General features: G+C 70.3%; 18 protein-coding genes. 11 read left to right on the top strand and 7 right to left on the bottom strand.

The features are described 5' to 3' along the window. Positions 1 to 226: 226 nt before the first annotated feature. Positions 227 to 553 (bottom strand): divalent-cation tolerance protein CutA, encoded by a 327-nt coding sequence (cutA, locus tag IU449_RS05915; protein WP_195000908.1) that lies wholly within the window; start codon positions 551 to 553, stop codon positions 227 to 229. Positions 554 to 854: 301 nt separating this feature from the next. Between cutA and IU449_RS05910 the strand changes: the two genes are divergently transcribed. Continuing rightward, positions 855 to 1,373, top strand: a complete 519-nt coding sequence (locus tag IU449_RS05910; protein ID WP_195000907.1) for a M15 family metallopeptidase — start codon at positions 855 to 857, stop codon at positions 1,371 to 1,373. 142 nt (positions 1,374 to 1,515) lie between these two features. On the opposite strand, the gene IU449_RS05905 is transcribed toward IU449_RS05910, so the two are convergent. The 4 genes from IU449_RS05905 to IU449_RS05890 form a co-directional block, all read right to left on the bottom strand. Then, a complete protein-coding gene (locus IU449_RS05905) occupies positions 1,516 to 5,988 on the bottom strand; it encodes an SbcC/MukB-like Walker B domain-containing protein (protein WP_195000906.1) in 4,473 nt (1,490 codons plus the stop codon). Between the two features lies 1 nt (position 5,989). Beyond that, entirely contained in the window at positions 5,990 to 7,414 is a 1,425-nt protein-coding gene (locus IU449_RS05900) for a DUF2398 family protein (RefSeq protein WP_195002344.1), read from the bottom strand. Beyond that, positions 7,414 to 8,901 carry a TIGR02677 family protein gene (locus IU449_RS05895; protein WP_228804180.1) on the bottom strand — a complete coding sequence of 496 codons (1,488 nt, stop codon included), beginning with the start codon at positions 8,899 to 8,901 and terminating at the stop codon, positions 7,414 to 7,416. The genes IU449_RS05900 and IU449_RS05895 overlap by 1 nt, the downstream gene beginning before the upstream one ends. A gap of 279 nt (positions 8,902 to 9,180) precedes the next feature. Continuing rightward, on the bottom strand, positions 9,181 to 10,323 hold the full coding sequence (locus tag IU449_RS05890) for an XRE family transcriptional regulator (protein WP_228803733.1): 1,143 nt from the start codon (positions 10,321 to 10,323) through the stop codon (positions 9,181 to 9,183). A gap of 355 nt (positions 10,324 to 10,678) precedes the next feature. Between IU449_RS05890 and IU449_RS05885 the strand changes: the two genes are divergently transcribed. Then, on the top strand, positions 10,679 to 11,110 hold the full coding sequence (locus tag IU449_RS05885; RefSeq protein ID WP_228803731.1) for a hypothetical protein: 432 nt from the start codon (positions 10,679 to 10,681) through the stop codon (positions 11,108 to 11,110). A gap of 142 nt (positions 11,111 to 11,252) precedes the next feature. Here IU449_RS05885 and IU449_RS05880 read toward each other — a convergent pair whose 3' ends face one another. Further along, positions 11,253 to 12,137, bottom strand: coding sequence for a PAC2 family protein (locus tag IU449_RS05880; protein WP_157101566.1), 885 nt, complete (start codon positions 12,135 to 12,137; stop codon positions 11,253 to 11,255). A 145-nt stretch (positions 12,138 to 12,282) separates the two neighbouring features. Between IU449_RS05880 and metH the strand changes: the two genes are divergently transcribed. The 8 genes from metH (at position 12,283) to hisG (ending at position 23,493) form a co-directional block, all read left to right on the top strand. Continuing rightward, positions 12,283 to 15,879 carry a methionine synthase gene (gene metH / locus IU449_RS05875; RefSeq protein ID WP_195000903.1) on the top strand — a complete coding sequence of 1,199 codons (3,597 nt, stop codon included), beginning with the start codon at positions 12,283 to 12,285 and terminating at the stop codon, positions 15,877 to 15,879. Positions 15,880 to 15,941: 62 nt separating this feature from the next. Further along, complete coding sequence (locus IU449_RS05870; protein ID WP_195000902.1) at positions 15,942 to 17,543, top strand: serine/threonine-protein kinase; 1,602 nt, start codon at positions 15,942 to 15,944, stop codon at positions 17,541 to 17,543. An 80-nt stretch (positions 17,544 to 17,623) separates the two neighbouring features. After that, positions 17,624 to 18,295 (top strand): HAD family hydrolase, encoded by a 672-nt coding sequence (locus tag IU449_RS05865; protein ID WP_195000901.1) that lies wholly within the window; start codon positions 17,624 to 17,626, stop codon positions 18,293 to 18,295. A 144-nt stretch (positions 18,296 to 18,439) separates the two neighbouring features. Further along, positions 18,440 to 19,300, top strand: coding sequence for an arpA protein (locus IU449_RS05860; RefSeq protein WP_195000900.1), 861 nt, complete (start codon positions 18,440 to 18,442; stop codon positions 19,298 to 19,300). Positions 19,301 to 19,332: 32 nt separating this feature from the next. Beyond that, on the top strand, positions 19,333 to 20,169 hold the full coding sequence (locus IU449_RS05855; protein ID WP_195000899.1) for a class I SAM-dependent methyltransferase: 837 nt from the start codon (positions 19,333 to 19,335) through the stop codon (positions 20,167 to 20,169). Positions 20,170 to 20,371: 202 nt separating this feature from the next. After that, positions 20,372 to 22,189: a choline/carnitine O-acyltransferase gene (locus IU449_RS05850; protein ID WP_195000898.1), complete on the top strand. Its 1,818-nt coding sequence runs from the start codon at positions 20,372 to 20,374 to the stop codon at positions 22,187 to 22,189. A 136-nt stretch (positions 22,190 to 22,325) separates the two neighbouring features. After that, positions 22,326 to 22,589 carry a phosphoribosyl-ATP diphosphatase gene (locus IU449_RS05845; protein ID WP_040796837.1) on the top strand — a complete coding sequence of 88 codons (264 nt, stop codon included), beginning with the start codon at positions 22,326 to 22,328 and terminating at the stop codon, positions 22,587 to 22,589. Positions 22,590 to 22,641: 52 nt separating this feature from the next. Beyond that, a complete protein-coding gene (gene hisG / locus IU449_RS05840) occupies positions 22,642 to 23,493 on the top strand; it encodes an ATP phosphoribosyltransferase (RefSeq protein ID WP_195000897.1) in 852 nt (283 codons plus the stop codon). Positions 23,494 to 23,597: 104 nt separating this feature from the next. On the opposite strand, the gene IU449_RS05835 is transcribed toward hisG, so the two are convergent. After that, positions 23,598 to 24,494, bottom strand: a complete 897-nt coding sequence (locus IU449_RS05835; RefSeq protein ID WP_195000896.1) for a RecB family exonuclease — start codon at positions 24,492 to 24,494, stop codon at positions 23,598 to 23,600. Between the two features lie 48 nt (positions 24,495 to 24,542). Between IU449_RS05835 and IU449_RS05830 the strand changes: the two genes are divergently transcribed. After that, the gene (locus IU449_RS05830; protein ID WP_195000895.1) at positions 24,543 to 25,376 is read left to right on the top strand and encodes a tRNA (adenine-N1)-methyltransferase; all 834 of its coding nucleotides are present in this window, start codon (positions 24,543 to 24,545) and stop codon (positions 25,374 to 25,376) included. Positions 25,377 to 25,379: the final 3 nt, after the last annotated feature.

Genomic DNA, 25,379 nt, shown 5'->3' with positions numbered 1-25,379 from the left:
GGTTCGAGGAGTCGGTGGGTCCCGCGGAACCGGTTCCGCGGGAAGGTGATCGACGACAGGTTCGATCCGTTCTATCCGGACGGGTTCGGCCGGTGGGAGCATCCGGGGATGATGGTCCCGTGGCCGGGCATCGACCGGCGCTCGTCGCTGAGCCCCGATGGCCGGGGAGACTCCCTCCGGCCGTCGGGCTCGACGTATTTACGGGGAGGCGGGTAGCGGACCCGGCTCAGTGGGCGGTCTCGTCGAGGACCCAGCGCAGGTAGCCCGGGTGCGCGGCGGACACCGGGAGCGCGAGCACCTGGGGTGTGTCATAGGGGTGCTCGGCGTCGGCGCGTTCGATGATCTTCGGCACCAGCGACGCCCGGGTGTGCAGGACGAGCAGGTTCTCCGCCTCGTCGTCGATCTCGCCCTTCCATCGGAAGATCGACCGGACGCCGGGGATGATGTTGCCGCAGGCGGCGAGTCGATCCGTCACGAGGCCGCGGGCGAACGCGGCCAGCCATTCGGCGTCGTCGGCGGTGATGGTCACGTCTACGATCTGGTCGTCGGCCATGTCGAACAGTGTCGCCCACGCGCGACCGAACAGCGCGCTGCCCTGCGGTGATTCGTGCCGGTTCCACCGGATAGGCCGAGCGGATCGAGCGCCGGTGATCGGTAGCCGAAGGTGCGAGTTGTGATCCACAGCACTGGATAACTTTGTGGACAGCGCGATTTCCACCACGCGGGGCGGATGCCCATGACCCACCTGGCTGTTCGTGACAGCCGACACGCCACTCACGGGATGCTTCGCATCTCGCGTGTTGCCCTGATCACGCGTCGGGGTCAGGCGGTGGCTCGCCGTTACCATCGTCGTCATGCTTCGGACTCGTTCGCTCGGTAGGAGAGTCGTTCTGGCGGCGGTGGCCGCCCCGGTCGTCGTCCTCGGCGGCGCCCTCGGTACAGCCACCGCGACGGCGACACCCGGCGACATCGCGGAAGGACTCGGTTCGGCGGCGGGCACCGAGGGCCTCGACCCGCTGCTGGCGCTGGCCTACACCATGGCCGCCGATGCCGCCGGTGCCGAGGGCGTGCCGCTGTCGATCACCTCCGGCTACCGCACGCCCGCCGAACAACAGGCGATGTGGGAGGACGGGGTGGCTACCTACGGCAGCCCCGACGAGGCCAGGCGCTGGGTTCTCCCACCGGAGGAATCCACCCATGTCGCCGGCCGGGCGATCGATGTCGGCCCGCAGGCCGGCGCGCAGTGGCTCGAGGCCAACGGCAACCGCTGGGGGCTGTGTCGCACGTTCCTCAACGAATGGTGGCATTTCGAGCTGGCCACCCTGCCCGGCGCGCCGTGCCCGGCCATGCTGCCCGACGCGAGCGCGCGTTGAGGGCGCCCCTGCCGCCCCGGCGCGGGTAGGCGCCACCGCATTCGGACGACACGCGCAGGCGCCGTGCCCGGCGTACACGGTCGGCAGGCGTTCCCGCCGGACCGACGAGTGGCGCCGAGGCGATGACCAGCGGCCCGGCCGATCAGGGAACCGGCACAGCGGCGCCGGGCATGTCGTCGAGCGGCAGCCCTCCGTCGATGCCCGCCGGAACCCTACGGCGGTCGGGGGAACCGAGCGCCGAGGTGAGATCGGTCCCGTCGTGTTCGGCGAGCAGATCCCCGCTGTCCCACACCAGCAAGGTGGCGCTGACGGTGTGCTCGGCGGCGGAATGGGCCAGGTCGTAGTGTGCGCAGCCGGGAACGTGTGGGTAGGTGATCCACAGGTCGTAGCCGGTCATGAACAGATCGAGGTCGAATTGCACGCTCAGGCCGAGCAATTCGCTGCGCCCGTTGTCGTCCACGCCGGCGAAGGCCTCGTCGAGCGCCAGCAGGCGCGGCGCCTGCGGATCGGCCGAGTCCAGCATCACGTGCGCGGCGGCGAACAACGGCAGGTGCAGTGAGACCGACTGCTCACCGCCGGAGAGTGCGCTGTGCCGGGCGACGGTCAGCTTGTCCTCGCTGCCGTCGGCACCGATCAAACTGAACGAGAAGACCCGCCAACGCCGGTAGTCCAGGGTGGTGGCGAGGATCTCCGGGTAGGACCGCTCCGGGTGGGCGGCGCGCGCGGCGCGGATCTCGGCGGCGAAATGTGCCCGGATCGCGGCCAGATCCGCCGGTTCGAGCGCGGCGGTCTCGCGATCGAGCAGCTTGCACATCGTCCGCGCGCTGTCGGACAGGTCGTCGGCCAGCAGCCAATGCACCCCGATGGTGTTGCCCGAGGACATCCGGCGCTTCTTCATCTCCGCACCCATCTTCGCGATGAGTTCGCGGGCATCGCGGGTGCGTTCGTGGATCTGCTGGGCCAACCCGGTCAGCAGGGCGTCCTCCAGGATACGGCGCTCGGAGTCGGTGAGCAGCAGCTCCTGATCGCTGCGCGCGCTCGCGACGCGCGCGGCGAAATCCGCCAGCGGACACAGCCCGTGCTCGTCCTGCACCTGCACGATGGTCAGCCCGTCGGCGGCGTCCCAGCGCAATCGGTAGTCGCGCCCGGACGCGGCGAGCGCGGCATCGAACTCCTGCAACGCCGCGGTGACCGCGCTGCGCGTGGATTTGCGGGCGGCCTCCCCGGCCCGCACGCGGTCGGTCGCCGCCGACAGCGCCTCGAACAGTTCGGCGACCTCGACAGGCAGGATCTGCGCGTTTGCATCCGGTCCCGCCTGGGCGATGCGATAGAGCACCTGGTCCGGGGTCGACCAGGCGGCCGCGCTGCTCGGCCAGCGCAAGCCCGGATCCGCACCGAGCAGGGCGAGCAGATCCGGCTGTGCGTAGGGCGCGAGGGCCCGGACCTGGGCCATGACTTCGGTCAGCGCGGTACCCAGTGCTTCGTGCGCGGTGCGGTAGGCGGCCTCGGCGTCGCCGACCGCCGCGATGGCGGCGTTGGCGGCCGTGCGCGCGGACTTCTGCGCGGCCCGGCAGGCATCGATGCGCCGCGCGGCGCGCTCGAGTTCCGCGTCGATCTCGGCCGCGCCCGCACCCAGCGCGTCGCGCAGCGTGGCCAGCTTGCGCTGCTGTTCCTCCAGCCCGGCCCGCGCCGCCTCGGCTTCCTCGGCGAACGCCTCGGCCAGCGCCACCGCCTCGTCGTACCGATCGACACCTTCCCGCTCGCGCTCCAGCGCTCGCTCGTGCTCGAGCCGCAACCGGGCCAGCCCCGCACCGGTGTTCTCGAAATGCCGGATGGCGGCGGCGAGCGCGTCCAGCTCGGCGGCCTCGTGCGGCGTGGCGTGCTCGGCGGCGATCGCCCGCAGCTTCTTCTCCTGCGCCGTCACCTCGGCGACAGCCTGGTCGAGTTCGCGCTCGGCCTGGGCCGCGGCCTCGGTGCCCGACCGCAATCCGCCCGCCGCCTCCGCGACCGCCCGCAAAGCCGTGGTCACCGCCGTCGGCCGGGGCAACGCCTTGGCCGCCGCGGTCAGTTCCGCCAGCCCGGCCTCGGCTCGCTCCATCTCCGCTCGCGCCTGCTGCGCCTGCTGACGCACCGTCGCGCACTCGGCGTCGAGCGCGTCCAGCCGTTCCTGCCTGCGCCGGGCGCGCGCCGCCGCACCGATGAACTCGGCCCGTGCCTTGCTCGCCCTGCCCAGCCGGACACCGTGCCGGTAGCCGCCGTTCGTGTCGACCGTCAGAGCTGTGTGGTCCTGGTCGACGGTCGCCCGCGGATCCGGCTCGGTGGGCGCGATCTGTCCGGACGTCTCGGTGTTCTCGAGCAGCGCGATGGAGGCGAGCAGATCGGCGACGACCTCTCGATCGACGCCCAGATCCGCACAATCCTGTTCGACCCGGAGCGCGTCGGCGAGTGTCGGTGTAGCCGGGCGGCGTTCCGGTGGAAGCGGGAGAACGACGTGCGCTCCGGCAGTGACCGCCTCGTGCGCGCCGCGGCCGGACCGGTCACTGTCGCCGTGCGGCGAGCCCGCCGGCCCGACGTCGGCCGCAGGTGCGAAACCTTCGCCGGGAAGCCGGTTTCCGGTCTTGCCCACGGTCGCGGGAGCGCCCTGGTTGCCGATGGTTGGTGCGCAGTGGTGTGGCGGGCGGATGTCCGTGTCGATATGTGCGATGGCGGCCGCCGCGGAGCCGGACCGAGCCGGTGCGGCACCCGCGCCGCCGACCCGCGCGTGGAGGATGCCGACCGCTTCGAGGGCGGCTTCGATACCGGCCGCGGCTTCTTCGGTGACGTTGTCGCCGAACCGGATCAGCCGCCACAGGGGTGCGCCGGTGCGGCCGGGTACGCCGGTCATCGGGGCGGCGGGTGTGGGGGAGGAGTCGAGTTCGGCGCGCAGACGGTCGGATTCGCCGATGAGGGCGGCGAGCCCGGAATCGGCGGCCGCCGCGCGGGCGCGGGCGGCGAGGCGGCGCTCCCGCAGCTCCTCCGACAGCGGGGCGGTTCGCTCGGCCAGGAGTTCGGCGGGCGAGGGTGCGTCGTCGGAACCGGTCGAGGAAGAGATCAGGGCATCGACCAGGCCGGGGCCCAGGGGTGCGTAGAGCTCGCGGTGCTCGGCCTGCCAGTCGCGCACCGCGGCGGCGTGACGGGTGCGGGCGAGTTCGACCTCGGCTTCGGCGCGGGCGAGATCGGCGGCGGCGCTGTCGCGGGCGGTGGTGGTGCGGTGGGTGAGGCGTTCGGCACGATCGCGTTCGGCGCGGGCGGCTTCGAGCCGGGTGCGGGCGGCCCGGGCGGCCCGCAGGTCGGCGTCGCGTTCCTCGGAACGGGCGCGGACCGCGGCGGTGAGCGCCTCGCCGCGGGCCTGTTCGGGGGCGATCCAGACGATGCCGGCTTCCTCGGCGGCGGCGCGGGTGCGGTCCTCGGCGAGGACGCGGGCTTCGACCGATTCGCGGACGGCGGCGCGGGTCCGTTCGGCTTCCTGGGCGCGCTGGTCGACCGTCTTCTGCGCGGCCACCGCTTTGTCGCGGTGCACCGCCGCCGAACTCTCCAGTCGGCGGACCGCGTCGGCGAGGTCGTCGAGTTGCTGTTTGCCTTCGTAGGCGCCGGAACGTTGCAGCGCTTCGCGATCGGTGCGGGCCTGCTCGTATTCGCGGTCGGCGTCCTCGGCGCGGATCTCGGCGGCGGCGCGTTCGGCTTCGCGGCGGCGGCGCAGCTCGGTCGCCGCGAACAGGGCGGTGCTCGCGTGGGTCACCGCGTCCAGCCGCGCGCCGACCTGCTCGACCTCGGTCCTGGCCTGCACCGCCAGATACCTGCGATAGACGTCGACGAAGGCGCGGGTGGCGGTGTCGGCGTGAACGAGTCCGGTCAAGGTGCGCCCGACCTCCTCCATATCGCTGAAGGAGCGGGCCGCGTCGAGGATCAGCTGGTCGTCGAGCGGACGCAGGCCGCCGGTCAGCGCCTGCGACAGGCCGCGCGGGTCGAGGTTCTTGGCCAGCTGCGGGCGGCGCAGGGTGAGGATCAGGTTGATCAACTGGTCGTAGCGTTGGACGCCCAGACCGAACATGCGGGCATCGATGGCGGCCCGGTATTCCACCGGACGATCCACGATGCTGTCGGCGCCGATCTCTTCGGCCAGCTGCTTGCGGGTCAGCGGACGGTCCTCGGGGCCCAGCAGGGAGAAATCGACGCCCACCCGGCCGTCGGCCACGAAGTACCAGCGGGTCACCTTGTCCGAGGAACGGGTCGCGCGCATGCCGATGCCGACGGTGACGACCTCCGGATCGTCCCGGTGCCCGCGCGCGAACTCCATCCACACATACGAGTAGGCCGAATCCTGTTTGCGATACAGCAGATTCGATTTCATGGTGCGTTCCTCGCCCGCGAACGGATTCAACCGTCGCGGCTCGATGCGCCCGTCGAGGACGAACGGGAACAGCACCTCGAGCGCCTTGGTCTTGCCCGAACCGTTCGGGCCGCGCAACACCAGCCTGCCGTCGGCGAAGCAGAACTCCTGGTCGCGGTAGTCCCACAGATTGATGATTCCGGCCCTGGTCGGGACGAAACGCACACCGCCGTGGATGACCGACATGTCAGATCCCTTCCGGACCGCTCGCGCCGACATCGGCGGCGCTGACGAACAATTCCTCGGCGCGCCGGGCGCGCACCGACACCACCGCGCCCCGATAACGCGCCAGTGCGGGCAGCACCAACACACCGTCGGCTACCGGGTGCACCAGGCGCAGACGCCGCAGCAGGTCGAGCGCCTCGGCGGTCAGGCCGGGCACATCGGTGAGCCAGTGAGCGGCGAAGGTGGAGCCGTAGCGCTCGGTGAGCACGCCGACGATCGCCCGCAGTCGTTCCATGCCGACGAACGGATAGGTGCCGGGTTCCGGCCCGGCACCGCGGTCGCCGTCCTCGTCGGGAATCCGGTCCGCCCGCCCCGAGCCGTCGAAGGGATCCGCCGGCACGGTGCCGTCGATCATCGGCGCGAAGACGGTGGCTTCGGGAATCGCGCTGTCCAACCCGGCGAGCAGATCCCGTGCCGGATCCGGTCCCAGTGGCCTGCGGGGCAGCGGATCGTCGATATCGAGGACCAGATCGGCGATCTCGGTGATCAGCAGCAGCGCCACCTGCGCGAGGGTGCCCGCGCCGGGGAACCGCACATCCGAGAGCCGTCCGGAGGTGTCGATCAACGCGACGCCCTCGGCCCGTCGCTCCACTCGCAGCCCGGTGAACGCGGTCACCTCGGCGGTCACCGAGTCCCGCGCGAGCACCGCCCGTTGCGGGCTGGTGAGATCGGCGGTGTAGACGACCGGCCGTTCGACCACCGCCCGCCGGATCTCGCGCGCTGTCGCAGCCGGATCCACCACCCGGTCCTCGCCTGCGGGTACCGTGTCCTCGCCGAGGAGCCCCGCCACGCTGTCCAGATGTTGCAGCGCGCGCGACGGGCGGAAGAGCGCGAAGACCACCGCGCGGTCGATGTCGTAGAGCGCCTCGCCCGCCTCCGGGTCGGCGGCCCAGCCACCGGCGTCACCGTCGGCCAGGGTGAGCGCCCCGCGCGCGGCGAGCCAGCCGACCGCGTCCACGAAGGCATCCCGGTCCGCGGCGCGGTCGGGGGACAGTTCCAGCCCGTCGATCTGCCCGGTGTAGGCCACCACCTGCTCGGCGAGCTCGGAGAGTGTGACCTGTTCCCCCGCTCGGCCGAGGGCGGCCAGGGCCAGCGCCAGATAGGTGTAGCGGCGGCGATCGAAGACCCGGTCGTTGACGGTGCGCGCGGGCCTGCCCGGATCGAGGGCGTCCACGACCGGGAACAGCCGGGCGGTGGTCTCGGTGACCTCGAGGCGGTAGCCGAACAAGGCGGCGAGATCCTCGCGCAGTTCGGTGGCCCAGCGGCGGATCTGGGACAGTGCGGCCCGGTCGGGGTAGTCGCGGGTCACCAGGTGATGGGCCAGGACGAGCCGGGCGGCTCGCTGATAGCTGTCGAGTTCGAGCGGGTCGATGCGCTGGGCGTGGATCACCGTGGCTCCCCGCCGGGCCGGGTGGTTGCGGCGCGCACCTCGAGTCTGCGGTTGTTCAGGTGCAGTAGACCGCGCGCGGTACGCACCACCGTCGGTTCCGGATGCTCGGACACGGTGAGGGTGACGCCGCTGTCGCTGCCGGAGCTGCCCGCGACCCGGCCGCTGACCGGCACCCAGGCCGTTGACGCCGCGTCCAGCAGGCGCAGCAGCATCTCGGTCTCGCGCTCGTCGAGAACCCGCCCGTGCACATCCGCGCCCGCCAGTGAACGCGCCGCCTCGGCGCGAGCGCGCTGGGTGGCCAGCTGTGTCTCCCGCAATCGGCGCACGCTCGCCTGGTCTCGCTGGATGCGGCCCGGTGCCGCCGCGCCGGGCGGGCGGCCGGTCTCGGCGAGCGTGCGCGAGATCTCCAGCGGCGGCGCCTCCCACCAGGACCGGCTCGAAGGCACCAGGTCGGCGTCGGGATGCTCCATCGCCAGATGACGGGGGCGGCCCAAGCCGAAGACCGCGTCGAAGAGCGCGTGCGCGCTCTCGGCGGTCGGTGCGGCGGTGAACCAGGCGGCCAGATGCCGCAGTGCCGATTCGCGGCTCACCCCGCCGCGCCTGGCCTCGGTCACGCGCCGCAGCAATGCCAGCACCGCGGCGATGGCGCTCATGGTGGCCTCGCGCAACCGCTCGGCCTCGGTCCCCGCGCCGAAGCCGTCCCGGGGGCCGTCGGCCGAGAGCACGAACCAGCCACGCAGGCCCTGCCAGCGTGCCCGCCAGTCGGCCTCGCGATCGGCCCGCGACAGCAGCACCCGCTCGTCGCAGCGCGCCGCTCGCTCGAGCATCGTCTCGACGCCGGTCTCCTCGATCGCGGCGATGCCCTCTGCCAGTCGCGGCGCGAAACGGGCCAGATCCATGCCGAATTCGCGCATGTGAGCCAGCAGCGTGTCCTTGTGCGCCAGAAACGATTCCGGGGTGACCTCGGTGGTGCGCAGCAGGTCGCCCAGCGACAGATAGAAGTGCGCGGCGCGCCCGGCCAGATCCGACAGCGTCGTGTCGAGCCTGCGCAGAGTCCGGTAGACGCGCTCGGCGTCCCCGGCGCGATTGGCTTCGGCGAGCGCGCCCAGGTCGGCGAGCAGTTCCGGCAACACCAGCCGCGAGAGCGAAGCCTCCTCACCGCGCGCGTCCAGCACATCGGCGACCGCGCGGTAGGCCTGGTATCCCGGCTGGGTGAACTGATAGACGAAATGCCGGTTGCGGTACTCGGCCAGGGTCGCCGCGCGGGTGCCGTCGTAGCTGCGCTCCAGCACATTCCACCGGTGCAGCTGATCCAACAGCGGCGCGGCCTCGGCGGCGGTCAGCTCGCCGCCGCCCGACCCGAGCACCCATTCGGTGACCTCGTCGGCGTGCAGCAACACCACATACGCGGCGCGGGCGCTGTCGAAGGCGCGCAACACTCGCAGGTAGTCCGCGCGCCGGTCCGCCGTCGTGAAAGCGAACAGGCGAAGCCGCCGATCCTCGTCGCCGTCAGGCTGATTGTCGGCGCCGCCGGCCCGATCGTCGGCGCCGCCGGGTTGATCGTCGGGGCCGCCGGGCCGGTCATCGGAGTCGGTCACCGGCAACAGAGTAGTAGCGGGGCGATCGCCGCCGACATCACCCGCGGGCGTTCGGCGTGGCCGACTCCGATGACGAGAGGTTCGCCGCGGAGGCGGCCCGGACACCGATTGGGCGGTGCCGAGGTATCCGGGCCGGGGTGTCCGGGCCGAGGCGGAGGACGCGCCTCACGCGTCGGCGGAGATCGCCCGCAACTGATCGAGGTAGGACTTCGTGCGCGGGTCGCCGGGGTAGTGCTCGGTCATCTCCCTGGCCGCCTCGCCGGCGATCCACATCAGTGAGGGCAGCGAACGGCGCTTGCACGCGAACGCCTTCATGCCCTCGTCGACCGAACGCTCCAGATCGCGGTCGCGCACCGCGACCACCGACAGCGTCAGGTGCGCCTCCGACACCCGCATCGGATTGAACACCGTGCCGTCGGCCTGCGTGGATTCCAGGATCACCTGGCGCGCATAGCGTTCGGCGAGCCGGTCCTGCCCGGACGCCCGGCAGCAGTCCATGGCGTAGAAGTCGAACTTCTGCGGATCGACCACGAAATGGTTGTCCAGATTCGCCGGATGGTCGAGGCTGTCCAGGATCGCTCGGCCGATGCCGAGGGACTTGTCGACCTCGCCGACATCCCCGAGCCGGGCGAACGCCTTGGCCCGCTGGGCGGCCAGTTGCACGCCGACGCCGATATGTCGGGTGTCCTCCAGGACCGCGTCGACCGCCTCGACAGCACCCCGGTAGTTACCCTGCGTCAACGCGAACCAGGCCGCCATCTCCGCCGCCCAGCCGCTGATCTCCGGGTTGTCGGCCTCCTGGCCGAGCGACCAGGCCGCGCGCCGGGTGGCCTCCGCCGAGCTGCGCCTGCCCAGGTCGTAGTCGACGCAGCCGACCAGCAGCGCCACCCAGCCGGCCATGACGAGGATCTCGCGATGCTGGGCCAGGGTGAGCCTGCCGTCGAGCAAGGAGGTGATGCGCCGCAGCCAGGCGGTGCCCTCGGCGTGCAGCTGATACGGGTCGGCATAGGAGTATTCGCAGCACAGCCGCTCGGCGGTGATGCGGATGGCGTCCAGGGTGGACGCCGAGACGTCCGACATCCGTAGCCTGCCGATGAATTCGAGCGTGTCCATACCCGTTGCCGACAACAGTTCGTCGTCGCGATTCGGTCTGGCCTTGGGGAAGAACGCCGCCGTCACGGTGTCGAAGGTGGCGGCGATGATCGGTGCGTAGAAGTCGTCGGGGCGTGATTCGCCCGATTCCCAACGGCGCCAATTGCGTAGGAGGGTCGAGTCGGTCGGTAGGTTGTGCGATGTCTTCGCTCTCATCGCGCGGACGGCGTCGGCCTGGGACCACCCCCTCGCGTCACGTTCAGAGCGCATCCGGACAGCCCACACGGGTCGTTCCTCACTCGCGGTCACGTCTGTAGTATCGCACCAGTTAACCTCTGGTGCACCGGATAGGGCACGCAGATGTCCCCGGGTTGACACCTGCATTCGCAGTTTGGCGTCAGTCATTCTGAAAGAGGAACGGACAGGTTGCCGGTCGTACAGATGCAAGTACAGCTGCAAGGCCGCGAACCCCGTCCGATCGCATTGCCCCGCAGCAGGACCGCGGGGGGAATGCCGGATCGGTGAACGAACTGATATCGGTGACAACGGCCCCAATCCAACGGAGGTTCGGGTGGAAGCGTTGATCTACGGATACGTGCGTGACGATCTCGCCGAAGGGCACCACGAGGAACTCGAGGCGAAGATGAGCTCCCTCGCGCGCGAGGAGGGTCTGTGTTTCGCGGCGACGTTCCACGAGGAGACCGGGGGCGACGGCACGGCTTTCGTCGAACTGACCCAGGAACTGCGCCGGGCGGACGCTCATCACGTCGTCGTGCCCTCACTGGACCACCTTGCCGGGCAGACGATCCCGCGCGACATCCTGATCGCGAAACTGGCGCAGGACGCGGCGGCCCGGGTGTGGACCATCGACGACGCGCCGCGGAGTTCCGGCGCGCCGGGCGGTTCCGCGGTGTGCGAGCCGATGGCCGGCTGGAACGGCCGATCGCCCGCGTTGCCCGCCGATCACCGAACCGACCGGACGGCATCTGTCGCGGCCGAGTAGACCCTCCCCGAAAATCGCCCGGTGACAGCCGGAGCCGCCGACGGAGAACCCGTGTCGGCGACCTCACGGCGATCACCCTGCGACCGTCCGGCGATCACCCTGCGACCGTCCGGCGATCACCCTGCGACCGTCCGGCGTCGGGTCACAACCCGAAGCTGCCCGGCCCCCGCCTGCGCAGGTACTTCTCGAACTCCGCCGCGATCGCGTCACCGTCGATCTTGGCGATGGCCTCCTTCATGTCGACGGCCGCGTCCCCGCGCTCCTCGAGCGAGCGCACGTACTCGGTGATCTCCTCGTCGCCCTCGGTCATCTCGCTGACGGCCGACTCCCACTCCTCGGCCTGCTTGGGCAATTCGCCCAGCGGCACCTCGATGTCGAGCACGTCCTCGACCCGGTGCAGCAGCGCGATCGTCGCCTTGGGGTTCGGCGGCTGCGAGACGTAGTGCGGAACCGCCGCCCAGAACGACACCGCGGGCACGCCCGCCTTCACGCACTGATCCTGCAGCACTCCGGTGATACCGGTCGGTCCCTCGTAGCGGGTCTGCTCGAGGTTGAAGCGCTCCGCGGCTTCGCTGCTGTAGGCGGAGCCGGTCACCGGGACGGGACGGGTGTGCGGGGTGTCGGCCAGCAACGCGCCGAGGATCACCACGGTCTGCACGCCCAGTTGTTCGACGAACTCGAGGAGTTCGCCGCAGAAACTCCGCCAGCGCATGTTCGGTTCGATGCCCCGCAGCAGGACCACGTCGCGGTCGCTGCCCGGCGGCGAGCACACCGACAGGCTCGTCGCGGGCCACTGGATCTCCCTCGTCACGCCGTCCACCTGGCGAACCGTCGGCCGGTTCACCTGGTAGTCGTAGTAGTCCTCGGAGTCCAACTCGGCCAGCGGCTCGGCGTCCCAGATCAGTTCCAGATGCTCCACCGCACCACTGGCCGCGTCACCGGCATCGTTCCAGCCCTCGAAAGCGGCGATCAGGACCGGATCCCGCAACGTCGGCAATTCCGAATCGGAGGTATCACTGGGGTTCACCCTGCCGAGCCTACGGCTTACTCGCAGCGACTGTGGTGCCGATTACCGCTTGCCGTGGGCAGCGAAACGGTAGCCGGGCACACGCGTGAGCCGCTGCCACGATACCGGCGCCCGGCTGTCGGAGGGGCCCACTAGGCTTGTACCCATGTCTGTGTCCGATTCCGCCGGGTTCGATACCACCCTCCTCGATACGCTCCGTCGGCGTGTCGTCATCGGCGACGGTGCGATGGGCACGATGTTGCAGGCCGCCGATCTCACCCTCGACGACTTCCGTGGCCTGGAAGGCTGCAACGAAATTCTCAACGAGACCCGGCCGGACGTACTGCGCGGCATCCATCGTGCCTACTTCGAGGCGGGCGCCGACGCGGTCGAGACCAACACCTTCGGCTGCAACCTGTCCAACCTCGGCGACTACGACATCGCCGATCGCATCCGCGATCTGTCCGAGCGCGGTACCCGCCTGGCCCGCGAGGTCGCCGACGAGATGGGGCCGAGCGCCGACGGCACCCCCCGCTACGTCCTCGGGTCGATGGGGCCGGGCACCAAGCTGCCGACTCTGGGCCACGCCCCCTACGCCGCTCTGCGCGACGCCTACGCCGAGTCCGCGCTCGGCATGCTCGACGGCGGCGCCGACGCCATCCTCATCGAGACCTGCCAGGACCTGCTGCAGGTGAAGGCGGCCGTCACCGGCAGCAGGCGCGCGATGGCGCAGGCCGGTCGGCGCATCCCGATCATCACGCACGTGACCGTGGAGACCACCGGCACCATGCTGGTCGGCAGCGAGATCGGCGCCGCGCTCACCGCGCTCGAGCCGCTGGGCATCGACATGATCGGCTTGAACTGCGCGACCGGCCCCGACGAGATGAGCGAGCACCTGCGCCACCTGTCGCGGCACGCCCGGGTGCCGGTGTCGGTGATGCCCAACGCCGGTCTGCCGGTCCTCGGAGCGTCCGGCGCCGAGTACCCGCTGACCGCCGAGGAGCTGGCGCTGGCCCTGAGCGGGTTCGTCTCCGAGTTCGGCCTGGCGATGGTGGGCGGCTGCTGCGGCACCACCCCCGAGCACATCCGGCAGGTGGCCGAGGCGGTGCGCGAGGTCGAGACCACGCTGCCCGCGCCCGAGCGGCGTCGTTCGCCCGAACACGAGCCCGCGGTGTCGAGCATGTACACCGCGGTGCCGTTCGAGCAGGACGCCTCGATCCTGATGATCGGCGAGCGGACCAACGCCAACGGTTCCAAGGCCTTCCGCGAGGCGATGCTGGCCCAGGACTGGCAGAAGTGCCTCGACATCGCCAAGGACCAGACCCGCGACGGCGCCCACATGCTCGATCTGTGCGTCGACTACGTCGGCCGCGACGGCGCGCAGGACATGGACGAGCTGGCGAGCAGGCTGGCCACCTCCTCCACGCTGCCGATCATGCTGGACTCCACCGAGCCCGCCGTGCTGCAGGCGGGCCTCGAGCACCTGGGCGGCCGCTGCGCGGTGAACTCGGTGAACTACGAGGACGGCGCGGGGCCCGGCTCACGGTTCCAGCAGATCATGGCGCTGGTCGCCGAGCACGGCGCCGCGGTGGTCGCGCTGACCATCGACGAGAACGGTCAGGCGCGCACCGCCGAGCACAAAGTCGAGATCGCCGAACGGCTCATCGCCGACATCACGGGCAACTGGGGGCTCGACGAAGCCGACATCATCATCGACACCCTCACCTTCACCCTGGGTACCGGCCAGGAGGAGTCGCGCCGCGACGGCCTCGAGACGATCGAGGCGATCCGCGAGCTCAAGCGCCGACACCCGCGGGTGCAGACCACGCTCGGTCTGTCCAATATCTCCTTCGGCCTCAATCCGGCCGCTCGGCAGGTGCTGAACTCGGTGTTCATGCACGAGTGCGTGCAGGCCGGTCTGGATTCGGCGATCGTGCACGCCTCCAAGATCCTGCCGATGAGCCGCATCCCCGAGGAACACCGCGAGATCGCGCTCGACCTCGTCTACGACCGGCGCACTCCCGACTACGACCCGCTGCAGAAGCTGATGGCGCTGTTCGAAGGTGTGTCGGCGTCCTCGTCCAAGGCCTCCCGGGCCGAGGAACTGGCCGCGCTGCCGCTGTTCGAACGTCTGGAGCGGCGCATCGTCGACGGTGAGAAGGCGGGCATGGACGCCGATCTCGACGAAGCCATGCGCGAGGTGCCGCCGCTGCGGATCATCAACGAGACCCTGCTGTCGGGCATGAAGACCGTCGGCGAGCTGTTCGGCTCCGGCCAGATGCAGCTGCCGTTCGTGCTGCAGTCCGCCGAGGCGATGAAGACCGCAGTGGCCTATCTGGAACCGCACATGGAGTCCACCGACGACGCGGGCAAGGGCCGCATCGTGCTGGCCACCGTCAAGGGCGATGTGCACGACATCGGTAAGAACCTGGTCGACATCATCCTGTCCAACAACGGCTACGAGGTGGTCAATCTCGGCATCAAGCAGCCGATCAACACCATCCTCGACGCCGCGGTGGACAAGAAGGCCGACGTGATCGGTATGTCCGGTCTGCTGGTGAAGTCCACCGTGGTGATGAAGGAGAACCTGGAGGAGCTCAACTCCAAGGGAGTGGCCGAGCAATTCCCGGTCCTGCTCGGCGGTGCCGCGCTGACCCGTGCCTACGTCGAGAACGACCTCACCGAGGTCTACGAGGGCGATGTGCACTACGCGCGCGACGCCTTCGAGGGACTGCGGCTGATGGACGAGATCATGGCGCGTAAGCGCGGCGAGGGACCGGATCCGGACAGTCCCGAAGCCGTCGCCGAACGTGAGCGCGCCGCCGAACGCAAGGCGCGTCACGAGCGTTCCAAGCGCATCGCCGAGAAGCGCAAGGCCGCCGAGGTGCCGGTCGTGGTCCCGGAGCGATCCGACGTGGCCGCCGACCTGCCGGTGCCGGTGCCGCCGTTCTGGGGTACCCGGGTGGTGAAGGGGCTTGCCCTGCAGGAGTATTCGGGCCTGATCGACGAGCGTGCGCTGTTCCTGGGCCAGTGGGGCCTGCGCGGGCAGCGCGGCGGCGACGGTCCCTCCTACGAGGAACTGGTGGAGACCGAAGGTCGTCCGCGGCTGCGCGCCTGGCTGGACAGGCTGTCCACCGAGGGTGTGCTCCAGCACGCGGCTGTGGTGTACGGCTACTTCCCCGCGGTCTCCGAGGGCGACGACGTGATCGTGCTCACCGAACCCGAACCCGATGCGCCGCAACGGTTCCGGTTCACCTTCCCGCGCCAGCAGCGCGACCGGTTCCTGTGCATCGCCGACTTCATCCGGTCCAGGGAGCGGGCGCGCGCCACCGGGCAGGTCGATGTGCTGCCGTTGCAGCTGGTCACGATGGGGCAGCCGATCGCCGACTTCGCCAACGAGCTGTTCGCCGCCGACAACTACCGCGACTACCTCGAAGTCCACGGCATCGGTGTGCAACTCACCGAGGCGCTGGCCGAGTACTGGCACCGGCGGGTGCGTGAGGAACTGGTGGTCGACGGCCGCGCGATCGCCGAATCCGATCCCGACGACGTGCAGGAGTACTTCAAGCTGGGTTACCGTGGCGCGCGGTACTCCTTCGGCTACGGCGCGTGCCCGGACCTCGAGGATCGCGCCAAGATGGTCGAGCTGCTCGAAGCGGAGCGGATCGGGGTGGTGCTGTCCGAGGAACTGCAGTTGCATCCCGAGCAGTCGACCGACGCGTTCGTGCTGCTGCACCCGGAGGCCAAGTACTTCAACGCCTGAGACCCGATGCGGGGTGGATGGATCTTTCGGGTGGACGCTCGGGTGAGGAAAGGCGCGACCAGATGACGGCGGACCGGTTGATCGCGGGACGGTACCGGCTGACCCAGAAGGTAGGCAGCGGGGCGATGGGGGTGGTGTGGCGGGCAACCGACGAGCGGCTGGAGCGTGTCGTCGCCGTCAAGCAGCTGCTGCTGACCCCGGGGCTGACACCGGACCAGGCGACCGAGGCCAAGCGGCGCGCCATGCGTGAGGGCCGGATCGCGGCGCGGCTGCACCATCCCAACGCCATCACCGTCTTCGACGTCGCCGAGGAGGACGGCCAGCCGTGGCTGGTGATGGAGTACATGGATGCGCCGAGCCTGGCGTTCAAGATCGCCGGTGGGCACACCCTGCCGCCGCTGGAGGTCGCCGAGATCGGGGCGCAGGCCGCCTCCGCGTTGGCGGCGGCGCACGACGCGGGGATCATGCACCGTGATGTGAAGCCGGCGAACCTGCTGGTGGCCGACGACGGCACGGTAAAGCTCACCGACTTCGGCATCTCCCGTGCGGTCGGCGACGTCACGGTCACCGCGACCGGTCTGCTGGCGGGCACGCCGGCCTATCTCGCACCGGAAGTGGCCCGTGGTGAGGACCCGCTGCCCAGCTCGGACGTGTTCGCCCTCGGCGCCACGCTCTACACCGCGGTGGAGGGGTCGCCGCCGTTCGGCGAGGGCGACAATCCGCTGGCGATCCTGCACGCCGTCGCCCTCGGCGAGGTGGCGCCGCCCCGCAATGCCGGACCGCTCGCGCCGGTGCTGATGAGCCTGCTCTCGGTGGACGCGCAGGCCCGGCCGACCATGCGGGAAGCGGCGCGTGCGCTCGCCGATGTGGCGGCCGGTCGCGCGCCCCGGTTGCCGGGGCCGCCGATGGCCACCAAGGTCCTGCCCACACCGGGCTCCGACGCCACGGCGGTTCTGTCCGGGGCGCCGTCGCTCCCCGCGACCACCCGTCCGGCCCCCGCCCGTCCGGCACCAGCCCGTCCCGCTCCCGCTCCGGCCGCAGCACCGATTCCGGCGACGGACGGGTACGACCCCCCGGCGCCGCCGGCGCCCCCGGCGGCCGCGGGTGCCTCGACCTCGGATACGCAGCGCAAGCCGACGCTGATGCTGGCGGTCGTCGCGGTGGTTGCCGTGCTCGCTCTGGCTGTGGTCCTGTTGCTCACCCGCGACACCGGCGGCGACGAAACCGCCGCGCCCCCTTCGCTTCCGGCCTCCGCCGAGGCCACCACACCGTCGGACGAGACCACCGACGAGGACTCGGCCGAGTCGGTCACCAGCACAGTGCCGACCACCACGCCCTCGCCGACGACCACCACGGCAGCGCCCGCGGGCGACGCGGCGCAGTTCGCCCAGGGCTACTACGCCATGCTGCCCGGCGACATCGCGGGCGCGTGGGCGCAGCTCTCGCCCGCCTACCAGGCGCAGACCGGCGGATACGGTTCCTACGCGTCGTTCTGGTCCTCGATCCGCTCGGTGAGCGTGACCAGCGTGACCCCCGACGGTCCCGATCGCGCGACGGTCTCGCTGACCTACGTCAAGACCGACGGCACGGTCGCGGGGGAGAGCCGCTGGATCAGCGTCACCCGCGACGGCGGCCGCACCTTGATCTCCGGCTCCGGACTCTGAGGGGACCAGGGGGTCGATAGGGTGAAGGGCGATGCGCCGGGGAGGTCCCGGGACGGTCGGGACGAGGGGAAAAACGGCGGATGACGGGGCGACTCGCCGCGGTCCTGTGGGATATGGACGGGACGCTGCTGGATTCGGAGAAGCTGTGGGACATCGCGGTGCGCGAGCTCGCGGTGGAACTCGGCGGCGTGATGACCGACGAGCTGCGGCACGCGCTGATCGGTGCGTCCGGGCCGAACGCGCTGCGAATCGTGTTCAACGGTCTCGGCGCCGATCCGACTCCGCGGGCGCTGGCCGAGGCCGCCGAGTTCTTGGAGTGGCGGGTAGGTGAGTTGATGACCGGCCCGATCCCGTGGCGTCCCGGTGCGGCCGACGCGCTGGCACTGGTGCGGTCGGTCGGGGTGTCCACGGCGCTGGTCACCAACACCGTGCGCTCGCTCACCGAGTTCGGTCTCGACACCATCGGCAGGCACCACTTCGACGTCTCGGTCTGCGGCGACGAGGTGCCCGAGGGCAAGCCCGCACCCGATCCCTATCTGCGTGCCGCGGAGTTGCTGGGCGTGGACCCGCGACACTGTGTGGCCGTGGAGGATTCGCCGACCGGCGCTCGGGCGGCGGCCGCGGCGGGCTGCGCGGTGATCGTGGTGCCCTGCGAGATCCCCGTGCCCGCGGGTCCGGGACGGGTGCTGCGCGAATCCCTCGTCGGCCTGACCGTGGACCACCTGCACGAGGCGTTGCTGCTCACCCGATGAGATCCGCGGTCGGCCGAGATGGAACCGACTGCATGGCAAGGCATCTGGGGCCGGATAGCTGGAATATCACCGCTGTGACGGTATTCACCGATGATCTTTCCGAAACCCGGGCGTGTTCGACACGCCGTGCATAACAATGTCGATATGGCATCGATCGGCGTGTTGGATGAAATCGTCGACACCGCAAGGTATCCGCTGCGGGAGCCGGGAGGTGCGCGGTGGCAGGCGGCGGTCTCGGCCGCGCGCGCCGAACTCGCGGAGTCGGGCTGCACCGTGCTGCGGGCATTCATCCGGCCCGAGCTCGTCGACACCCTGCGCGAGCAGGGCGAGCAGATGGCGCCGCACGCCTACTACCGCACCGAACAGGTCAACGCCTACAACATCCCGCTCGATGCCGCACTGCCCGAGGGGCATCCCGGCCGCATCGTGCTCGAGCGCGGCAACGCCTTCGTGCCGCGCGACCGGATCCCCGCCGACGCGCTGATCCATCGCCTCTACGTGGACGAGTTCTTCCAGCGGTTCGTCGCCGACTGCTTCGGCCGTGCCGAATTGCACGAATACGCCGATCCGCTGGCCGGGCTGTGCCTGAACGTGGTGGCTCCCGGCATGTCGCACCCGTGGCACTTCGACACCAACGAATTCACGGTCAGCATGCTGACCAGGGGGCCCGACGACGGCGGGATCTTCGAGTACTGCCCGAACATCCGCACACCCGACGACGAACATCTCGACGACGTGCGCGCCGTGCTCACCGATTCCGGCGACCACCTCGTGCGCAGGCTGGATCTGCGCCCCGGTGATCTGCAGCTGTTCCAGGGCCGCTACTCACTGCACCGGGTCTCCACGGTCTCCGGTGCCACGCAACGTCATTCGGCGATCTTCGCCTACACCGACCGGCCCGGCGTCATCGGCACCATCGAACGCACCCGTCAGCTCTTCGGGCGCGTTCTGCCGGATCACATCGCCGCGGCCGAGGCGGTCCGGAGCGACCGACTACTCGACTGAGCAAGTTCCGACCCGAAGGGAAACCGAGACACGTGCCAGTGCCGTTGCACACCACCGGGAAAGCCTCGTTCGACGACATCTACGACCGTCCCGATCCCCGCGAGTACTACGCCCGGATGTCCGAACTGGACTATCGCATTCCGGAACTGGCCAAGCCCTTCTTCGAACAGCAGATCCGGGAGTTCCGCGCCGCGACGTACGGCTCCCCGGAGGCCGCCGAACCGGTCACGGTGCTCGACATCGGCTGTTCCTATGGTGTGAACGCCGCGCTCCTGCGCTTCGACACCACCATCGCCGAACTGGCCGAGCACTACCGCTCGGCGGGCGAGGCCGATCGTGCCGCGCTCGTCGAGCGCGACCGTGCCCGGCTCGCCGCGAGAGACGCCTGGCCCGGTGTCCGTTTCCTCGGCATCGACGCCTCCCGCCCGGCCCTCGAGTACGCCGAGCAGGCGGGCTTGCTGCACGAGGCGGTGCACGCCGACCTGGAGGCCGCGGACCCCACCGATGAACAGCGGGCCGTGCTCGCCGGGGCCGATCTGGTCGTCTCCACCGGATGCATCGGCTACGTCACCGAGAAGACGATCACCAGGATCGCCGCCGCGCGGCCCGACCGGCTGCCGTGGATGGCGCATTTCGTGCTGCGCATGTTCGATTTCACGCCGATCGCGGCCGAACTCGACGCGCTCGGATATCGCACCGAACAGGCCCCGGGCCTGTACAAGCAACGGCGCTTCGCCTCACCCGTCGAGCAGCAGCACGTGCTGACCGCGCTGGCCGACAACGGGATCGACACCGCGCGACACGAAAGCGAAGGCTGGCTGTGCGCTCGCCTGTTCCTCTCCCGGCCCGACCCCGATCGCCGCTTCTGAGATCAGAACTGCCCACGCCGCGCCCCGGTCACCGTCCGGGGCGCCACGCCCGAGCGCGGACCCGCTCGAAGGCGGTTGGCGAAACGCCGTCGCGTGACCGAGGATCGTGGACAAGCGTGATTCCCGGCACGAGTGAACCCCTTCCGTAGACCCGCCCGCGCACCCGTGGCGCGGCGCACTCACCCCGATACGAGGAACCGAGTTGACCGAACGCACTTTCGCCGCCGAAGACGAACTGCCCCGCGTTCCGCTGCCCACGCTCGAGGCCAGCGCCGAGCGTTTCCTGCAGTGGTGCTCGCCGTTGCTGACCGCCGAGGAACTGGCCACCACCGAGGCGGCGGTGGCCGAACTGCTCAGCGCCGACGGGCCCGGACGCACACTGCACGCGGCGCTCGCCGAATACGACGCCACCCCCGGCGTCGGCAGCTGGCTCGACCAGTTCTGGCCCTCGCGCTACCTGGGCAGGCGTGATCGGATCGCCTTGAACGCCAACTTCTTCTTCCTCTTCCGCGACGACACCACCCTGGCCGCTTCCACCGCCTCCGATCAGGTCTCGCGCGCGGCCGCCATCGTGCTCGCGGCCCTCGACTACAAGTTGGCGCTGGACCGCGAGGAGATCCCGCCCGCGACCCAGCGTGGCAAGCGGCTGTCGATGTGGCAGAACAAGTACCTGTTCTCCGAGACCCGCATCCCCGGCGCCGAGCAGGACTCCGTGCGGGTTCCCTACACCGACGAGTGGCCGGGCCCGTCGCAGGAACGCCATATCGCTGTCTTCCATCGGGGCAACGTCTTCCGGCTCGAGGTGATCGGTCCGGAGGGTGTGCCGCACACCCTCGACGAGCTCGGCGAGGGTGTGCGCGCGGTGCTCGAGGCGGGCGCTACCGCAGCCGAGGCCGACACCTCCGTGGGACACCTGACCACCAAGGCTCGCGCCGAATGGGCCGCCGATCGGGAACTGCTGCGGGCGGAGCCGGCCGACGCCGCCGCGCTCGACACCATCGAGACCGCGCTGTTCTGTGTGTGTCTCGAGGACTTCGCGCCTCGCGACTCCCTGCACGCCTGCGATCAGCTGCTGCACGGCGACAGCGCCAACCGCTACTTCGACAAGTCGGTGTCGTTCATCGTCTTCGCCGACGGCAGCGCCGGCATCAATGTCGAGCACTGCGGGCTGGACGGCACCACCATCCTGTCCTTCGTCGACACCCTGCTCGAGCGCACGGCCGCCGACCACGCCGAGGCGGCGGGGGCGCGGTCACAGGGCACGCCCGCGGTGGCGCCGATCGAGTTCACCCTCGACGCCGAACTGCGTCAGCGGATCAAGGCCGCCGCCAAGGACTTCGCCGACTACGCGGCCGCCAACGCGACCACCACGGTCAGCTTCCCCGAGTTCGGCACCGCCGAGGCCAAGAAGCTGAAGATCTCCCCGGACGCCTTCGCCCAGCTCGCCTACCAGCTCGCGCACCGCCGCAGCAAGGGCCTGACCGGAGCGACCTACGAGTCCATCGCGACCCGCCAGTACCGCAACGGCCGTACCGAGGCGATGCGTGTGATCACCCCCGAGATGATCGCCTTCGTCGACGCCATGGTCGACCCGGACGTCGATCACGAGACGAAGCTGGCCGCAGCCCGCACGGCGGCCGACGCGCACGTGGCCCGGGCCCAGCAGTGCCAGGCCGGCGACGCACCCGAGCAGCACCTGTGGGAGCTGCAGTGGATCCAGCGCCGCCGCGGCGCGGAACTCGGCGTCACCGAGCCGATCGCGCTCTACGACAGCCCCGGCTGGACGATCATGCGCGACGACTACCTGAGCACCAGCTCGGCGCCGTCGGTGAACATCGAGTACTTCGGTTTCGGCTCCACCAGCCCACGCTGCATCGGCATCGCCTACGTGCTGCTGCCGGATCGCTGGAACCTGTACCTGGCCACCCCGACCGCGGTCGCCGATCAGATGCACGCCTTCGCCGATCAGCTGCGGATCGCGGTGAGTGAACTGGCCGCGCTGCTGGCTGCGCCGCAGTGACACCGGCGCGCTGAGGCTCACCCGCGCCCGGTCCGCCGCCGATTCCCGAGGCGAGGGACCGGGCGCGCGCGTGCCCGCGGAGTGAACCCGGTGGCGTGTGCGGGGCGGATGCCGGGATCTGAGAGAATGTGGACCCGTGAAGACTTTCGAATCCCTGTTCGCCGAGCTGCAGGATCGTGCCGCCACTCGTCCCGAGGGGTCCGGCACCGTGGCCGCCCTGGACGCCGGCGTGCATACCCAGGGTAAGAAGGTTCTCGAGGAGGCGGGCGAGGTCTGGTTGGCCGCGGAACACGAGAGCGACGATTCCCTGGCCGAGGAGATCTCGCAGTTGCTGTACTGGGTCCAGGTGCTGATGGTGGGCCGGGGGTTGACGCTCGACGACGTGTACCGACATCTGTGACGGTCGCGTTCTCCGCTCGATACCTCCACCTTCCGGAAGGACACTGTTCCCCATGCTGCGCGTAGCAGTCCCCAACAAAGGCTCGCTGTCGGAATCGGCGACCTCCATCCTCTCCGAAGCCGGTTACCGCAAACGCACCGATTCGCGCGAACTGAGCGTCCTCGACCCGCAGAACCAGGTCGAGTTCTATTTCCTGCGGCCCAAGGACATCGCCGTCTACGTCGGCTCCGGCGAACTCGACCTCGGTATCACCGGCCGCGACCTGGCCCTCGACTCCGGCGCTCCGGTCCAGGAACGCCTCGCCCTGGGCTTCGGGCGCTCCAGCTTCCGCTATGCGGCCCCCGCGGGCCCCGAATGGAAGGTCGACGATCTGGCGGGCAAGCGGATCGCCACGTCCTACCCGAACCTGGTGCGCGCCGACCTGCGTGAGCGCGGCCTCGAGGCCGAGGTCATCCGCCTCGACGGCGCGGTCGAGATCTCCATCCAGCTCGGTGTCGCCGACGCCATCGCCGATGTGGTCGGCTCCGGCCGCACGCTGCGCCAGCACAATCTGGTGGCCTTCGGTGAGTCGCTGTGCGACTCCGAGGGCGTGCTCGTGGAACGGATCGGCTCCGACGCGCAGGACCGCGCCCGCAACCAGCTCATCGCCCGCATCCAGGGCGTGGTCTTCGCTCAGCAGTATCTGATGCTGGACTACGACTGCCCGAAGAACCTGCTGGACAAGGCCGTGCAGATCACGCCCGGTCTGGAGTCGCCGACGGTCTCGCCGCTGGCCGACGAGGCATGGGTGGCGGTGCGGGCACTGGTGCCGCGCAACAAGTCCAACCACGTCATGGACGAGTTGGCCTATCTGGGCGCCAAGGCGATCCTGGCCACCGACATCCGTTCCTGCCGCGCGTTCTGACCTTCCCCGTCCGGTGTCCGGTTCGGCGTCGGCGGTGAATCCTGTTGTGGCCCGGGGCTGTCGGTGCTGCTCTCGCGTACCTTCGGCGTCCGGTCCGGCGCAGGTCAGTCGGAGACGGCTTCGGCCTCGACCTGTTCGAAGGACTCGCCGACCGTCTCCGGCCAGCCCGGATAGGCCGGCGGGGTGCCGCCGTGGGCCGGGCACAGCGGCTTGTAGTCGCAATAGCCGCACAGCCAACTGACGTTCGGCGGGAAGTCGCCGGTGCGTCCCGCGTCCAGGATGGCAGCCCACAGCGCGCCGAGCGTGCGCTCGAAACGATCCAGTTCCTCGCTGTCGGGGGTATAGGTGAGGATCTGCTCGTCGGCCAGGTAGAGCAACCGGAGCTGAGTGGGCAGGATGCCGCGGGTGCGCAGCACTACCAGGGCGTAGAACTTCAACTGGAACAGCGCTTTGGTCTCCTGCGTCGGGCCGGGTACGCGCCCGGTCTTGTAGTCGACCACCCGCAGTTCCCCGGTCGGCGCCACGTCGATACGGTCGACGAAGCCACGCACCGGGACTCCGTCGGCCAATTCCACCTCGACCATCGCCTCCCGCGATTCCGGGGAGAAGCGGGTGGGATCCTCGAGCCGGTAGTAGTTGTCCAGCAGGGCCCGCACCTCGGCCAGGAACGGCTCGGTACTCTCGGCGGCGAGCACCTCGGCGATCTCGGGCTGTTGGGCCAGTACCCGCATCCAGGCGGGTTCGACGAGCGCGTCGGCGCGGGCGCGGGCGCGCTCGTGCTGGGGTAGTCCGTAGAGGTCTTCGAGCACCGCGTGCACCACCGTGCCGCGCACCGCTCGGCGCGTGGGCGGTTCGGGGATCGCGTCGATCGCACGCAACCGGTACTTCAACGGGCACTGCTTGAAATCCGTTGCCCGCGAGGGCGACAGTGCCGGCCTGCGGGCGCGAGCGGGTGGCGACATATGGGGCTCGGCAGGGGGTGTGGAGGCGGGCGCTGACATACCTGGCAGGCTATCCGGCGGCACTGACATCACAGGGAACGGAGTTTCATGACGGCCAGACGGACCGGGCCATTCGCCATCGGGGACCGGGTGCAACTGTCCGATGCGAAGGGACGCCTGCACACGGTCATCCTCGAACCGGGCAAGGAGTTCCACACCCATCGCGGCGCGATCTCCCACGACGACCTGATCGGGACGGACGAGGGCAGCGTGGTGAACTCCACCAACGGCACGCCGTACCTGGCCCTGCGGCCGCTGCTGGTCGACTACGTGCTGTCCATGCCGCGCGGCGCGGCGGTGATCTACCCCAAGGACGCCGCGCAGATCGTGCACGAGGGCGACATCTTCCCCGGCGCCAGGGTGCTCGAGGCAGGCGCGGGCTCGGGTGCGCTGACCTGCTCGCTGCTGCGCGCGGTGGGGCCGCAGGGCCAGGTGATCTCGCACGAGATCCGCGAGGACCACGCCGAGCACGCGGTGCGCAATGTCGAGCGGTTCTTCGGCGAGCGGCCGTCGAACTGGTCGCTGACCATCGGCGACGTGGCCGACTACGACGGCGAGCCGGTGGACCGGGTGGTGCTGGACATGCTCGCGCCCTGGGACGCGCTGCCGACGGTGTCCAAGGCGCTGATCCCCGGTGGCGTGCTGATCGTGTATGTGGCGACGGTCACGCAGCTGTCCAAGGTGGTGGAGGCGCTGCGCGAGCAGGAGTGCTGGACCGAACCGCGCTCGTGGGAGTCGATGGTGCGACCGTGGCACGTGGTGGGACTGGCGGTACGCCCGGAGCACCGGATGCAGGCGCACACCGCGTTCCTGGTCAGCGCGCGGCGCCTGGCCGAAGGGGTGGTCACCCCCAAGCCGCAGCGGCGCCCCTCCAAGGGCTGAGGA

This window comes from Nocardia higoensis, from assembly GCF_015477835.1.
In the GTDB taxonomy this organism is placed as follows: Bacteria; Actinomycetota; Actinomycetes; order Mycobacteriales; family Mycobacteriaceae; genus Nocardia; species Nocardia higoensis_A.
This window is presented reverse-complemented; position numbering and strand designations above follow the sequence as displayed.